Below are 13,852 nucleotides of genomic sequence, written 5' to 3'. Positions count from 1 at the left end.
CGTGCGGAGTGGGAGGGTGCGGGAGTGCGGTACGTGAGTGAGGGAGGGGTCGAGTGATCATCGGGGTCGGCATCGACGTGGCCGAGATCGAGCGGTTCGGGGCGTCCATCGCGCGGACGCCCGGGATGCTTCAACGGCTGTTCGTGGAAAGCGAGTTGACGCTGCCCAGCGGCGCGCGGCGCGGCGACGCCTCGCTCGCCGCCCGCTTCGCCGCGAAGGAGGCCCTCGCGAAGGCGCTGGGGGCGCCGGCGGGGCTGTTGTGGACGGATGCGGAGGTGTACGTGGAGGGGAGCGGGCAGCCCCGGCTGCGCGTCCGGGGCTCCGTCGCGGCGCGGGCGGCCGAGCTGGGGGTTCGGCATTGGCACGTTTCGCTCAGCCATGATGCGGGGGTGGCGTCCGCGGTGGTGATCGCGGAGGGGTGACTTTCCCACCACCCCGCCCTGCCCTGCGGCGCCATCTGCGCCGCGTGGCGTGCGGGGCCCTGGGTTTCGCCCCTCCCCGCCCCTTCCCGCAACCCTCTGGGGGTGGGGGGCGGGTGGGCTTCCGGGGCCGCGGCCCCGGGCCCCTGGTTCGGGTGCGGACCGTGGGTGGTTGCTCGCGCAGTTCCTCGCGCCCCCAACCCCGTTGTCGGCTGCGGTCCGTGCCCGCGTCTCGCGCAGTTCCTCGCGCCCCCAACCCCGTTTACGTCCTCGGACCGTGGGTGGCTTCTCGCGCAGTTCCTCGCGCCCCCAACCCCGTTGTCGGCTGCGGTCCGTGCCCGCGTCTCGCGCAGTTCCTCGCGCCCCTGAAAGGCTCGGTGCTGGGGCACCTACAGCCTGTCCGGCGATTGAGGACGAGCGCCGTTCAGGCGCGAACGGGGGTGCAGGGGGCGGAGCCCCCGCAGGGGTCTGGGGCGCAGCCCCAGGGCTCAGCCGATCCAACCCGCCATATGGGCGGGCGGGTGGGCAAGTCCCCCGGGGTCTGGGGCGCAGCCCCAGGGCTCAGCCGATGCAACCCGCCATATGGGCGGGAGGGTGGGCAAACCCCGCGGGGTCCGGGGCGGAGACCCGGGGTGGGCCCCCGGTGGCCGGGGGCGGGGGGCTCGGGGGAGAGTGGGCGCATGCGTACTGGGTTTGACGTCACCACCGTCCGCACCGCCGAGCGCGAGCTCATGGCCAAGCTCCCCCCGGGCACCCTGATGCAGCGCGCCGCCGCCGGCCTCGCGGCCACCTGCGCGGGGCTGCTGGGCCGTACGTACGGCGCCCGCGTAGTCCTGCTCGTCGGCAGCGGCGACAACGGCGGCGACGCGCTGTACGCGGGCGCCCGGCTGGCCCGCAGGGGTGCCGGTGTCAGCGCGGTGCTGCTCGCGCCCGACCGCGCCCACCCGGAGGGCCTCGCCGCGTTCACCCGCGCCGGCGGCCGCGTCGCCGAGGACCCCTTCGAGGTGCTGGCCGTCGCCGATCTCGTACTGGACGGCATCACCGGCATCGGCGGCCACGGCGGGCTCCGCCCCGACGCCGTGCCCCTGGCCCGCGCCGCCCGGGGCTCGAACGCGCTGGTCGTCGCCGTCGACCTGCCGAGCGGCGTGGACGCGGACACCGGCGAGGTCGCGGGCGAGGCGCTGCGCGCGGACGTCACCGTCACGTTCGGCGCGTACAAGCCGGGCCTGCTCATCGACCCCGCACAGGAGTACGCGGGCGTGGTGCACCTCGTCCCGATCGGCCTCGACCTGCCCTCCGTACCGGCCGTCGAGGCGCTCCAACACGGCGAAGTGGCGGACCTGTTGCCCGCGCCGGCCGCCGAGAGCGACAAGTACCGCAGGGGCGTCGTCGGGGTCGTCGCGGGCTCCGGCCGGTACCCGGGCGCGGCCGTCCTCGCCGTCGCGGGCGCGCTGCGCGGCGGGGCCGGGGCCGTGCGGTACGTGGGCCCCGGCGGGGACGCCGTGATCGCCCGCTTCCCCGAGACCCTGGTGTCGGACGGCTCGCCCGACCAGGCCGGCCGGGTGCAGGCCTGGGTGGTCGGCCCCGGCCTCGGCGAGGGGCCGGGCGTGACCGAGGTGCTCGCGTCCGACGTGCCGGTCCTGGTGGACGCGGACGGCCTGCGCGGCCTGGACCCCGACGCCGTACGGGCCCGCTCCGCCGCCACCCTGCTCACCCCGCACGCAGGCGAGGCGGCGGCCCTGCTCGGGGTCCCGCGCGAGCAGGTCGAGGCCGAACGGCTCGCCTCGGTGCGCGAACTGGCCGCGCGGTTCGGGGCGACGGTGCTCCTGAAGGGCTCGACCACTCTGATCGCGGACGCCGAAGGCCCGGTCCGGGTCAACTCGACCGGCACCCCGTGGCTGGCCACCGCCGGCAGCGGTGACGTGCTTTCGGGCCTGGCGGGCTCGCTGCTCGCGACCGGCCTGCCCGCGCGCGACGCGGCGTCGGCGGCCGCCTACCTGCACGGCCTGGCCGGCCGGCACGCCGCCCAGGGCGCCCCGACCTCGGCGTACGCGGTGGCCGAGGCGCTCCCCGAGGCCTGGAGGGACATCGCGGCAACCCCCGCCGAGCGGTAGTCCCCGGTCCGACCGGAACCCCCGCCGAGCGATGGCGTGGGGGCCCGGCCCGCCCGCTCCCGGGTGACATGCGCCGCGCGGCTTCCGCGACTTGCCCGGGGCGCGGGGTTCGCTGGGCGCATGAGCCAAGGACAAAAGCGTAAGAAACGCCAGAAGTGGGGAGCGTGCGGGCTGATGCTCGCGGCCGCGCTCACCCTCGGCGCGGCCGCCCCCGGCAGCGGAGAGGCGCCGCCCCCGCCGCCCCGGCCCGCCGCCCCCGCGCCACCCGCACCGCCCGCACCGGACAGCGGCGCCCCCGCCGAGACGCTGGTGCCCGGGGTGGCGTCGGCGTCGCCCGCGCTGCCGCTCGACACCCCCGACCAGGTGCTCCCGCCGCTCGTGTACGAGCCCGGGGCCGCCGAGGACCGGGCGGAGCCGGCCGCCGCCCCGGAGGACGCGTACCGGCTCATCGAGTACGTGCCGCAGAGCGAGCTCACCGCCAAACCCGGCAGTTGCACCGCCAAGACCGGGCCCTACCAGCGTCAGGTCGAGCGCTGGCTGCGCCTCAAGGTGGACGGCCGGCAGTCCGCCGCCGACTGCGCGGCGATCCGCAAGTTCCAACAGCAGCAGGGGATTTCGCCCACCATCGGCTTCGCGGGACCGGTCACCTGGTCGCGGATGCAGTTCCTGTCCGCCCGCAAGAACCCCAACGCGGCCCACAAGTGCCCGGTGAGGAAGCAGCGGGTGGCGTGCGTCGATCTGACGCGGCAGCTGATGTGGGTCCAGACCGGCAGCAAGGTGACGTTCGGTCCGGTGCCGATCCGCAGCGGGCGGGCCTCGCTGCCCACCCGGGGCGGCTGGCACAAGGTCTACTGGCGGCACAAGAACCACGTGTCGTCGATCTACCACCAGGCCATGCCCTACGCCCAGTTCTTCGACGGCGGTCAGGCCTTCCACGCGATCTACCACAGCGTGTACACCTCGGTCGGCAGCCAGGGCTGCGTCAACCTGAGCCTGACCGACGCGCGCAGGCTGTGGGACGTGCTGCGCAACAAGGACCTCGTCTACGTGTGGGGGCACCGCGACGGCACCTGACACCGGGTGTGGCCCGCGGCACAATCCGGCTGCCCGTGCGCTCTGAGAGACTGGCGCGATGACCGCGATGACTCAGAGCCCCGCCGGACGCGCCCGCGCCGAGATCGACCTCGGTGCGCTGCGTGCCAATGTGCGGACGCTGCGCGCTCATTCGTCCGGCGCCCAGCTCATGGCCGTGGTGAAGTCGGACGCGTACGGGCACGGCGCGCTGCCCTGCGCCGAGGCGGCTCTGGAGGCGGGCGCCGGCTGGATCGGCACCGCCACCCCGCACGAGGCGCTCGCCCTGCGCGCGGCCGGCATCCAGGGCCCGATGCTGTGCTGGCTGTGGACGCCGGGCGGCCCCTGGCGCGAGGCGATCGAAGCGGACATCGATGTCTCGGTGAGCGGCATGTGGGCCCTGCGGGAGGCGGCCGACGCGGCCCGCGCCGCCGGCCGCACGGCCAGGATCCAGCTCAAGGCCGACACCGGCCTCGGCCGCAACGGCTGCCAGCCCGCCGACTGGCCGGAGCTGGTGCACGCGGCGCTCGCCGCCCCCGAGGTGAACGTCACCGGCCTGTGGTCGCACCTGGCCTGTGCCGATGAGCCCGGCCACCCCTCGATCGCGGCCCAGCTCTCGGTGTTCCAGGAGATGACCGCGTACGCGGAGAAGGCGGGCATCACCCCCGAGGTGCGGCACATCGCCAACTCCCCGGCCACGCTCACCCTCCCCGAGTCGCACTACGACCTCGTACGCACCGGCATCGCCATGTACGGGGTCTCCCCGGCGCCCGAGCTCGGCACCGCGCGGGAGCTCGGGCTGCGGCCGGTCATGACCCTGTCGGCCTCGGTCGCGCTCGTTAAGCAGGTTCCGGCGGGTCACGGCGTCAGTTACGGGCATCACTACGTCACGGGGAACGAGACCACCCTCGGTCTGGTCCCGCTCGGCTACGGCGACGGCATCCCGCGGCACGCCTCGGGGCGCGGTCCGGTTCTGGTGGGCGGGAAAGTGCGTACCGCGGCGGGCCGCATTGCCATGGATCAGTTCGTGGTCGACCTTGAGGGGGACACGGTCGAGCCGGGCGCGCGGGCCGTTCTCTTCGGTCCCGGCGACGACGGGGAGCCGACGGCCGAGGACTGGGCGCGGGCGGCCGACACGATCGCGTACGAGATCGTGACGCGCATCGGTTCGCGGGTACCGCGCGTCTATGTGAACGAGCGGCCCGAGGGGCCCCTCGACGTGAATGAGTGTTCCGGCGACGACGAGTAAGAGCGGAGCGGCACGGTGAGCGAGACCAGCACGGGGGACGCCGTCGTATCCGCGGTGCAGGACGCCCGGTCGGCGGTCGGCAGCTGGCGCCTGGCCTCCGTCGCGGGCGCCGCGATAGGCGTGGTCGCGGCGGGCGCGGCGGCGGGCGTGGCCATAGAGCGGCTCACCGTCGGGCGCGGCATGCGCAGGAAAGCACGCCTGGCCCTGGACGCGTCCGGGCCGTACGGCGCGCTGCGGGGCATGCCGGGCAAGGTGGCCGCCGACGACGGGACCGTTCTGTACTACGAGACCGACGAGGTCGAGCCGGAGGCCGGCGCCAACGGCTCGCGCAAGCGCCGGCTCTTCGGGCGCAAGGTGCCCGCCCCGGTCACCGTGGTGTTCTCGCACGGCTACTGCCTCAGCCAGGACTCCTGGCACTTCCAGCGCGCGGCCCTGCGCGGGGTGCTGCGCACGGTCCACTGGGACCAGCGCAGCCACGGCCGCTCGGACCGTGGCAAGGCCCAGCGCGAGGGACTCCCGGTCGACATCGACCAGCTGGGCCGGGACCTGAAGGCCGTCATCGACGCGGCCGCGCCCGAGGGCCCGCTCGTCCTGGTCGGCCACTCCATGGGCGGCATGACGATCATGGCCCTGGCCGAGCAGTACCCCGAGCTGATCCGGGACCGGGTGGTCGGCGTCGCCTTCGTCGGCACGTCCTCGGGCAAGCTGGGCGAGGTCAACTACGGGCTTCCGGTGGCCGGGGTCAACGCGGTGCGCCGGGTGCTTCCTGGCGTGCTCAAGGCGCTCGGCTCGCAGGCGGAGCTGGTGGAGCGGGGGCGGCGGGCGACGGCCGACCTGTTCGCGGGCATGATCAAGCGCTACTCGTTCTCCTCGAAGGACGTCGACCCGGCGGTCGCCCGGTTCGCCGAGCGGATGATCGAGGGCACCCCGATCGACGTGGTCGCCGAGTTCTATCCGGCCTTCTCCGAGCACGACAAGACGGCGGCCCTCGCGATCTTCGCGGAGGTGCCCGTCCTGGTGCTGGCCGGCGATCGCGACCTGGTCACGCCCAGCTCGCACAGCGAGGCCATCGCCGATCTGCTGCCCGACGCGGAGCTGGTCATCGTGCCGGACGGCGGGCACCTGGTGATGCTGGAGCACCCCGAGACGGTCACCGACCGCCTCGCCGACCTCCTGGCCCGGGTCGGCGCGGTGCCGCAGGCCGCTAACGTTGGGACGTATGGAAGCACCGCACACCAGCCCGGCCGCTGACGCCGGCACCAGCCTCACCCTCAACTCCCCTTCCGAAATGCAGGAGTTGGGGCGCCGCATCGCCAAACTGCTCCGCCCCGGCGACCTCGTGATGCTCACCGGGGAGCTCGGCGCCGGAAAGACGACCCTCACCCGTGGCCTCGGCGAGGGCCTCGGTGTGCGCGGCGCCGTCACGTCCCCCACCTTCGTCATCGCCCGGGTGCACCCCTCGCTCACCGGCGGCCCGGCCCTGGTGCACGTGGACGCCTACCGGCTGGGCGGCGGCCTCGACGAGATGGAGGACCTCGACCTCGACGTGTCGCTGCCCGAGTCCGTGGTGGTCGTCGAGTGGGGCGAGGGCAAGGTCGAGGACCTGTCCGAGGACCGGTTGCAGGTGCTCATCGACCGTGTCGTGGGCGAGACCGACGACGACCGCCGAACGGTGACGATCACCGGAATCGGGTCGCGCTGGAGCGGCGCGGGGGTCGAGGCGCTCTGAGGCCGGGCCCGGGTGCGGCTGGAGCGAGCCGTACGTTCCGACAAGACGTCGGCAAAATGTTGCGTTGGTCGCACCAGGCATGGTCACATGGAGGAAGAGACCTGGTTAGGTCTACCTAACCGCGCCTTCTTCCGCAGCCCCAGGAGGCCGCCATGACCGTGCCGGAACGCGAAGCGAAGCCGTCGGCCCCGCGGGGCGTCCCGGTGCCGCTCGGGGTGTCGATACGCGATCTGCTGGCCTCCTGCGCCGCGGCCAGCGCCGTGTCGACGCCGCCGCGGGAGAGCGCGCCGACGGCCGATGAGGGCGAAGCCCATCGGGACGCGGCATAGCCCGTAGTCCTATCGGGTGATTGTCGCCACCGGCGGGCGCCCGCGCGCGGCGGCCGCGGCTGCGGCACGACGTTCTGCGCGGCTCGCGGGTGACAGGTGACGCGACGCCCCACGCGCAGCTCACCAGCGGTTGCGGGACGGCATCCCTTTGTGGCCGGGGGGCGACAACCGACGTCGTGGCTACGGGACGACGTCGGCCTTCGTCGATCCGGGATGCCGACTGGCTTCGTCGCTACGGGACGACGACGACCTTGGAGTTGCGGGTCGCGAACGTCCACATCGCGTCGCCGTCGGCCCGCGTCATGCGGATGCCGCCGGCCTTCTTGCCCGTCTTCGGGATCGTCATCGAGCCGTCGACCGCCGAGCTGAAGCCGATCGCCACGTTCTCGTTGCTGGCGAACCGTACGACGTGGTCGATGGCCACCCCGTCCGAGCCGGTGATCTTGTTGCCGGTGCGCGAGAGCACCACGTACGTGCCCGGCTTCGGGTTGATCGCGGACGGTACGACCGCGAAGGTCTTCGGCGTCTTGGCCACCCCCACCAGCCACACCCGCTTCGCGCTGAGCGCGTACACGACCCGGACGCCGGTGCCCGAGTTGACCGGCACCGTGAGGTCCGGCTTGCTCGCGGGGGAGCCCGCGGGGGGCAGGTTGGACGGCTTCGCCGACGGGGACGCGCTGGTGCCCGGGGCCGCGAGATCCGCGGCCGGAGGCGCGCTCGCCGAGGCCTGGTAGGCGAGGAAGCCGACCACCGCGAGAGCGGCCGCGGTGATCCCGGCCACGAATCCCGTGCTGCTCCGTGCCACCTGGGCTTCCCCTTTCGTACGTACATGCATGCCTACGGTCATACCTGCGGCTGACGGTAGCAGCAGGTGACGGCTCGGGCGGGACGCCGTGCCCCCGTCGGCTTGGTCGTAGGCTGTTCGCGTGCTCCTGCTCGCCGTTGATACCGCCACCCCCGCCGTCACCGTCGCCCTGCACGACGGCACCTCCGTCGTCGCCGAGTCCCGGCAGGTCGACGCCCGCCGACACGGGGAACTGCTGCTGCCCGCTGTCGACCGGGTGCTCGCCGAGGCCGGCCTCGCCCTGGACGCCGTGACGGACCTGGTCGTCGGCGTCGGCCCCGGCCCGTACACGGGCCTCCGTGTCGGTCTGGTCACCGCCGCGACGTTCGGCTCCGTGCTCGGCGTGCCCGTGCACGGCCTGTGCACCCTGGACGGACTCGCCTACGCCTCCGGCATCGAGGGGCCCTTCGTGGTCGCCACGGATGCCCGCCGCAAGGAGGTCTACTGGGCCCGCTACGACGACTTCCGCACCCGTGCGGGCGAGCCCGCCGTCGACCGGCCCGGCGACATCGCCGAGCAGCTGAGCGGTCTGCCGGTCGTCGGCCAGGGCGCGGTGCTCTACCCGGAGGCGTTCCCCGAGGCGCGCGGCCCCGAGCACCAGTCGGCGGGCGCGCTCGCCGCGCTGGCTGCCGAGAAGCTCGCCGCGGGCTCGGAGTTCCTGCCGACGACACCGTTGTACCTGCGCCGGCCGGACGCGCAGGTGCCCAAGAACTACAAGGTGGTCACCCCCAAGTGACCGAAGCCGTGCTGCGCGAGATGCGCTGGTGGGACATCGGGCCCGTGCTCGACCTCGAACACGAGCTGTTCCCCGAGGACGCCTGGTCGGCGGGAATGTTCTGGTCCGAGCTCGCGCACGCGCGCGGGCCGGGTGCCACCCGCCGCTATGTGGTCGCCGAGGACGCGCGGGGGCGGCTCGTCGGCTACGCCGGGCTCGCCGCGGCGGGCGACCTCGCGGACGTCCAGACCATCGCCGCCGCCCGCGACCAGTGGGGCACCGGGCTCGGCGCCCGCCTCCTGACCGATCTGCTCAAGCACGCCACCGCCTTCGAGTGCGACGAGGTCCTGCTCGAAGTGCGCGTGGACAACACCCGGGCCCAGAAGCTCTACGAGCGCTTCGGCTTCGAGCCCATCGGCTTCCGCCGCGGCTACTACCAGCCGGGCAACGTGGACGCGCTCGTGATGCGACTGACCGTCCAGGAATACGTCCAAGGAACAGAAGAGACTGACTGATGGCTGACGAACCGCTCGTACTGGGCATCGAGACCTCCTGCGACGAGACCGGCGTCGGCATCGTGCGCGGTACGACGCTGCTCGCCGACGCCGTGGCCTCCAGCGTGGACACCCACGCCCGGTTCGGCGGCGTGGTCCCCGAGATCGCGTCGCGCGCCCACCTCGAAGCGATGGTGCCGACCATCGAGCGCGCGCTGAAGACCGCCGGGATCTCGGCGCGCGACCTCGACGGCATCGCGGTCACCGCCGGGCCCGGGCTCGCGGGCGCGCTGCTCGTCGGCGTCTCGGCCGCGAAGGCGTACGCCTACGCTCTGAACAAGCCGCTGTACGGGGTCAACCACCTGGCCTCGCACATCTGCGTCGACCAGCTGGAGCACGGGCCGCTGCCCGAGCCGACGATGGCATTGCTGGTGTCCGGCGGCCACTCCTCGCTGCTGCTCGCCCCCGACATCACCTCCGACGTGCGCCCCATGGGCGCCACCATCGACGATGCGGCGGGCGAGGCCTTCGACAAGATCGCCCGGGTGCTCAATCTCGGCTTCCCCGGCGGCCCGGTCATCGACCGCCTCGCCAAGGAGGGCGACCCGAAGGCGATCGCCTTCCCGCGCGGCCTCACCGGCCCGCGCGACCCGGCGTACGACTTCTCCTTCTCCGGCCTGAAGACCGCCGTGGCCCGCTGGATCGAGGCCAAGCGCAACGCGGGCGAGGAGGTGCCGGTGCGGGACGTGGCCGCGTCCTTCCAGGAGGCCGTGGCGGACGTGCTGACCCGCAAGGCCGTACGGGCCTGCAAGGACGAGGGCGTCGACCACCTGATGATCGGCGGCGGCGTGGCCGCCAACTCCCGGCTGCGCGCGCTCGCCCAGGAGCGCTGCGAGCGGGCCGGCATCCGGCTGCGGGTGCCGCGGCCCGGCCTGTGCACGGACAACGGCGCGATGGTCGCGGCGCTCGGCGCGGAGATGGTGGCCAGGAACCGGCCCGCCTCCGACCTGGAGCTCTCGGCGGACTCCTCGCTGCCGGTGACCGAGCCGCACGTACCGGGCGAGGCGCACGCCCATGCGCACGATCACGACCATGTGCACGAGGTCAGCAAGAAGAACCTGTACTCATGACCGTCGCGCTGATGTGGGAGGCCCGGGCGGCCGAGGGCCGCGGCGACGAACTGCTCGACTGGGTCCGCGGGCACCCGGTGGCCGGTTCGCCGCTGCGCCGCGAGATCCTGCGCGCGCCCGGCGACCGGGTCCTGGTCATCACCTGGTGGGACGCGTCCTACGACGCCGAACTGCCCGAACTCCCGCACCCGGACGGGGAGTTGGTGGCCCGGCCGGTGCACCGTTGGCGCTTCGAGTCGCTCGGGGCGGCGGACGCCTGAGCCCCTCCTGATCGGTATCGGGCGTCATCTGACCGCTTCAGGCAACCCCGCGCCCGTTTCTGGCATCAAGTTATGAGTAGCTGATGACAGAAACGGGCGGTATTGAGACATGGGTTGGCTCGTGCGCAAGAAGGCGGTCGGTGCGGCTCTCTTCGGTCTGCTGATGGTCGCGGGCTGCTCCTCCGGCGGCGGATCGAGCAGCGCCCCCTCCGCGTCCGCCCCGTCCGGCAAGGCGAGCGGTGCGCCCTCGAAGCCGTCGCCGGGCGACGACAAGGCCGCCACCGAGGCCGCGTACCGCAAGTGGGGCCTCAAGCCGTTCGCCGCACCGCCCGCGCCGCCCGCCGAGAAGCCGGTGCACGGCAAGCCGGGTGAGGTGCCGGTGGTGAGCGACATTCCCACCAAGGAAAAGATCGTCTTCGTGACGTTCGACGACGGTGCCGAGAAGGACCCCAAGTTCGTCGAAATGATGCGGGACTTGAAGATCCCGTTCACGATGTTCCTGACCGACGACATCATTCGCGGCGACTACGGCTACTTCAAGCCGCTGCAGGAGCTCGGGAACTCGATAGAGAACCACACGCTCTCGCACCCCAATCTGCGCACGCTCGGCGAGGCCGCGCAGAAGAACGAGATATGCACCCAGGAGAAGAAGCTGGGCACGGAGTACGGCAAGGCCCCCCGGCTCTTCCGGCCCCCGTACGGCAACTGGAACGAGAACACCCGAGCGGCCGCCAAGTCCTGTGACGTCCGGGCGATGGTGCTGTGGCGCGAGTCGATGCAGATAACCAACATGCAGTACCAGCGCGGCGACAAGAAGCTGCACCCCGGTGACATCATCCTCGCGCACTTCCGCGGCCCCAAGGAACTCAAGGGCACCTCCATGACGGAGATGACCGCGAACATGCTCCGCCACATACAGGAGCAGGGCTTCACGGTGGCCCGCCTGGAGGACTACGTCTAGGAGGGGCGCGGCCGAACGGGGAAGTGCGGCGAAACGGGAAATGCCTCGGCCGGAACCCGCACGGCGCGGAATGCACAGCGGAAACAAAGAAGGCAAGGAGTACGTGCTCTCCTCGCCACTATCAAGATATAGCGCACTGGGGGGCTTGCGGCAAGGCCCCCATCGTGCCGCAGAATCACTGGCCTCGGGCCAGTACCTGCGGAATTGGGAGATTCACGAAGTGCGTGTGCAGTTGTCGGTTCCTGGATCCTCCAGCGCGTTCGACCTTCCCGACCGTCTTGCCGCCAAGGCCGATCCGGCGCTGATCGGGGGCGACGAGCGGCACTTCGCCGCCATCGCCCGCACCCTCGACGAAACCATCACCGAACTCTCCGGCCACCTCGACGAGCTGCGCCGGTCGCCCGGCGGCATCGGCCGGGCCGCCATGGACCGGGACATCGAGGTCCATCAGCTGACCGGCCGCCTGCGGACCCTGCGCCGCTTCGGCCTCGACCTGTGCCTCGGACGCATCGTCGCCGCCGACACTGCCGAGCCCCTGTACATCGGCCGGCTCGGGCTCACCGACCGCGAGGGCCGCAGGCTCCTCGTCGACTGGCGCTCGCCCGCGGCCGAACCGTTCTTCGCGGCGACCCACGCCGGCCCGATGGGCCTGGCGAGCCGCCGCCGGTACCGCTGGACCGCGGGCCGGATCAGCGACTACTGGGACGAGGTGTTCAGCGCCGAGGGGCTCGAAGGGCATGCGGCCCTCGACGACCAGTCCGCGTTCATCGCCAGCCTCGGCACCAACCGCTCGGCCCGGATGCGGGACGTCCTGTCCACCATCCAGGCCGACCAGGACGCCATCATCCGGGCCGGCTCGCGCGGCGCGCTCGTCGTCGACGGCGGCCCCGGCACGGGCAAGACCGTCGTCGCCCTGCACCGCTCGGCGTACCTGCTCTACTCCGACCCGCGCCTGAGCCACCGTCGCGGCGGGGTCCTGTTCGTCGGGCCGCACCGCCCGTACCTGGACTACGTCGCCGACGTGCTGCCCAGCCTCGGCGAGGAGGGCGTGCAGACCTGCATCCTGCGCGACCTCGTCACCGAGGGCGCCGACGCCGAGGAGGAGAGCGACCCGGAGGTGGCCCGCCTCAAGGCGTCCGCCGACATGGTGGGGGCCGTCGAGAAGGCCGTCGCCTTCTACGAGGAGCCGCCCACCGCCGCCCTGACCGTGACCACCCCCTGGGCCGACGTCCGGCTGACCGCCGACGACTGGGCGGAGGCCTTCGCGGCGCCCGGCCCCGGCACCCCGCACAACGAGGGGCGCGAGCTGGTCCGGGAGGCACTGTTCACGATCCTGCTCGACCAGTACGACGGCGACGACGTCACGCCCGCGGAGTTCCGCAAGGCGCTGGCCCAGGACCGGGACCTCGCCGAGGCGCTCGGCAGCGCCTGGCCGCTGCTCGAAGCGGCCGACGTGGTGGGGGACCTCTGGTCGGTCCCGGCCTACCTGCGGATGTGCGCGCCCTGGCTCGGCCCCGACGACGTACGCCGACTGCGGCGCCCGGACGCGGGGGCCTGGACGGTGTCCGACCTGCCGCTCCTGGACGCCGCTCGGCAGCGGCTCGGCGACCCGGAGGTGGAGCGGCGCAGGAGGCGGCACGAGGCGGTGGTCGCCGCCGAGCGCGAGCGGATGTCCGGGGTCATCGACGAGATCATCTCGGCGTCCAACTTCCAGTCGGCGGGCGACGAGAGCGAGGGCGCGCTGCGGATGCTGCGCGGCAAGGACCTCCAGGACACCCTGATCGACGACAGCGCCCTGCCCGTCGCCGAACCCGATCTGCTGGCGGGCCCCTTCGCGCACATCGTCGTCGACGAGGCGCAGGAACTCACGGACGCGGAGTGGCAGATGCTGCTGCAGCGCTGTCCGTCCCGGAGCTTCACCATCGTCGGCGACCGGGCCCAGGCCCGGCACGGGTTCACCGAGTCGTGGCGCGAACGTCTGGAGCGGATTGGGCTCGACCGGGTCGAGGTGGCCTCGCTCAGCGTCAACTACCGCACCCCGGAAGAGGTGATGGCGGAGGCCGAGCCGGTCATCCGCGCCGCACTGCCCGACGCCAATGTGCCCACCTCCATCCGCAGCGGCGGTGTCCCCGTCGTCCACGGTTCCGCGGCCGACCTCGACACGGTCCTGGAGGGCTGGCTCGCCGCGCACGGCGACGGGATCGCGTGCGTGATCGGCGCCCCCGGGTTCCGAGGCACCTCACGGGTGCGGTCGCTGTCGCCCGAGCTGTCGAAGGGCCTCGAATTCGATCTCGTCGTCCTCGTCGACCCGGAGCGGTTCGGCGAAGGCGTCGAGGGGGCCGTGGACCGCTATGTCGCGATGACCCGGGCGACCCGGCAGCTCGTCGTCCTCACGAGCTGAGGCCCGGGCGGCCGGCCCGGAACAGGGCTCCCGAAAAAAGTCCGGCGAATCTTCCCGGTGGTGTCGATCCGGCCGTCTCCGGTTCGACGCAAGGGTGCGGGGCGGGGACGAGCTCCCCGCCCCGCACCACACCGCA

14 protein-coding genes are annotated in these 13,852 nt (G+C 73.0%); 13 read left to right on the top strand and 1 reads right to left on the bottom strand.

What is annotated here, in order from left to right:
• Positions 1 to 53 precede the first annotated feature (53 nt).
• From IE267_RS02750 to IE267_RS02720, 7 genes are all read left to right on the top strand, one after another.
• A complete protein-coding gene (locus tag IE267_RS02750) occupies positions 54 to 422 on the top strand; it encodes a holo-ACP synthase (RefSeq protein ID WP_189762039.1) in 369 nt (122 codons plus the stop codon).
• Positions 423 to 1,099: 677 nt separating this feature from the next.
• Complete coding sequence (locus IE267_RS02745; protein WP_189762038.1) at positions 1,100 to 2,533, top strand: NAD(P)H-hydrate dehydratase; 1,434 nt, start codon at positions 1,100 to 1,102, stop codon at positions 2,531 to 2,533.
• A 120-nt stretch (positions 2,534 to 2,653) separates the two neighbouring features.
• On the top strand, positions 2,654 to 3,607 hold the full coding sequence (locus IE267_RS02740) for a L,D-transpeptidase family protein (RefSeq protein WP_229860595.1): 954 nt from the start codon (positions 2,654 to 2,656) through the stop codon (positions 3,605 to 3,607).
• A 67-nt stretch (positions 3,608 to 3,674) separates the two neighbouring features.
• A complete protein-coding gene (gene alr / locus IE267_RS02735; RefSeq protein WP_167159602.1) occupies positions 3,675 to 4,853 on the top strand; it encodes an alanine racemase in 1,179 nt (392 codons plus the stop codon).
• A 15-nt stretch (positions 4,854 to 4,868) separates the two neighbouring features.
• On the top strand, positions 4,869 to 6,104 hold the full coding sequence (locus tag IE267_RS02730; RefSeq protein ID WP_189762037.1) for an alpha/beta fold hydrolase: 1,236 nt from the start codon (positions 4,869 to 4,871) through the stop codon (positions 6,102 to 6,104).
• Positions 6,073 to 6,582, top strand: coding sequence for a tRNA (adenosine(37)-N6)-threonylcarbamoyltransferase complex ATPase subunit type 1 TsaE (tsaE, locus tag IE267_RS02725; RefSeq protein ID WP_161250593.1), 510 nt, complete (start codon positions 6,073 to 6,075; stop codon positions 6,580 to 6,582). The genes IE267_RS02730 and tsaE overlap by 32 nt, the downstream gene beginning before the upstream one ends.
• Positions 6,583 to 6,734: 152 nt before the next feature.
• The gene (locus IE267_RS02720; RefSeq protein WP_167157619.1) at positions 6,735 to 6,911 is read left to right on the top strand and encodes a hypothetical protein; all 177 of its coding nucleotides are present in this window, start codon (positions 6,735 to 6,737) and stop codon (positions 6,909 to 6,911) included.
• Positions 6,912 to 7,143: 232 nt separating this feature from the next.
• On the opposite strand, the gene IE267_RS02715 is transcribed toward IE267_RS02720, so the two are convergent.
• Entirely contained in the window at positions 7,144 to 7,716 is a 573-nt protein-coding gene (locus IE267_RS02715) for a hypothetical protein (protein WP_229860594.1), read from the bottom strand.
• A gap of 121 nt (positions 7,717 to 7,837) precedes the next feature.
• Here IE267_RS02715 and tsaB point away from each other — a divergent pair, with 121 nt between their 5' ends.
• The 6 genes from tsaB (at position 7,838) to helR (ending at position 13,716) form a co-directional block, all read left to right on the top strand.
• Positions 7,838 to 8,491, top strand: a complete 654-nt coding sequence (gene tsaB / locus IE267_RS02710; protein ID WP_161250595.1) for a tRNA (adenosine(37)-N6)-threonylcarbamoyltransferase complex dimerization subunit type 1 TsaB — start codon at positions 7,838 to 7,840, stop codon at positions 8,489 to 8,491.
• Positions 8,492 to 8,511: 20 nt separating this feature from the next.
• Positions 8,512 to 8,985, top strand: a complete 474-nt coding sequence (gene rimI, locus IE267_RS02705; protein ID WP_189762161.1) for a ribosomal protein S18-alanine N-acetyltransferase — start codon at positions 8,512 to 8,514, stop codon at positions 8,983 to 8,985.
• Positions 8,985 to 10,094, top strand: a complete 1,110-nt coding sequence (tsaD, locus tag IE267_RS02700; protein WP_308428620.1) for a tRNA (adenosine(37)-N6)-threonylcarbamoyltransferase complex transferase subunit TsaD — start codon at positions 8,985 to 8,987, stop codon at positions 10,092 to 10,094. The genes rimI and tsaD overlap by 1 nt, the downstream gene beginning before the upstream one ends.
• On the top strand, positions 10,091 to 10,354 hold the full coding sequence (locus IE267_RS02695; protein WP_189762036.1) for a hypothetical protein: 264 nt from the start codon (positions 10,091 to 10,093) through the stop codon (positions 10,352 to 10,354). Before tsaD ends, IE267_RS02695 begins: the two co-directional genes overlap by 4 nt.
• Positions 10,355 to 10,463: 109 nt before the next feature.
• Positions 10,464 to 11,315 carry a polysaccharide deacetylase family protein gene (locus IE267_RS02690; RefSeq protein ID WP_167157615.1) on the top strand — a complete coding sequence of 284 codons (852 nt, stop codon included), beginning with the start codon at positions 10,464 to 10,466 and terminating at the stop codon, positions 11,313 to 11,315.
• Positions 11,316 to 11,535: 220 nt separating this feature from the next.
• Positions 11,536 to 13,716 (top strand): RNA polymerase recycling motor ATPase HelR, encoded by a 2,181-nt coding sequence (gene helR / locus IE267_RS02685; RefSeq protein ID WP_373304449.1) that lies wholly within the window; start codon positions 11,536 to 11,538, stop codon positions 13,714 to 13,716.
• The last annotated feature ends 136 nt before the right edge of the window (positions 13,717 to 13,852 follow it).

This window comes from Streptomyces xanthochromogenes (assembly GCF_014650455.1).
GTDB lineage: Bacteria > Actinomycetota > Actinomycetes > Streptomycetales > Streptomycetaceae > Streptomyces > Streptomyces xanthochromogenes.
The sequence above is the reverse complement of the archived record's forward strand: the minus strand, read 5'-3'. Positions and strand labels throughout refer to the sequence as shown.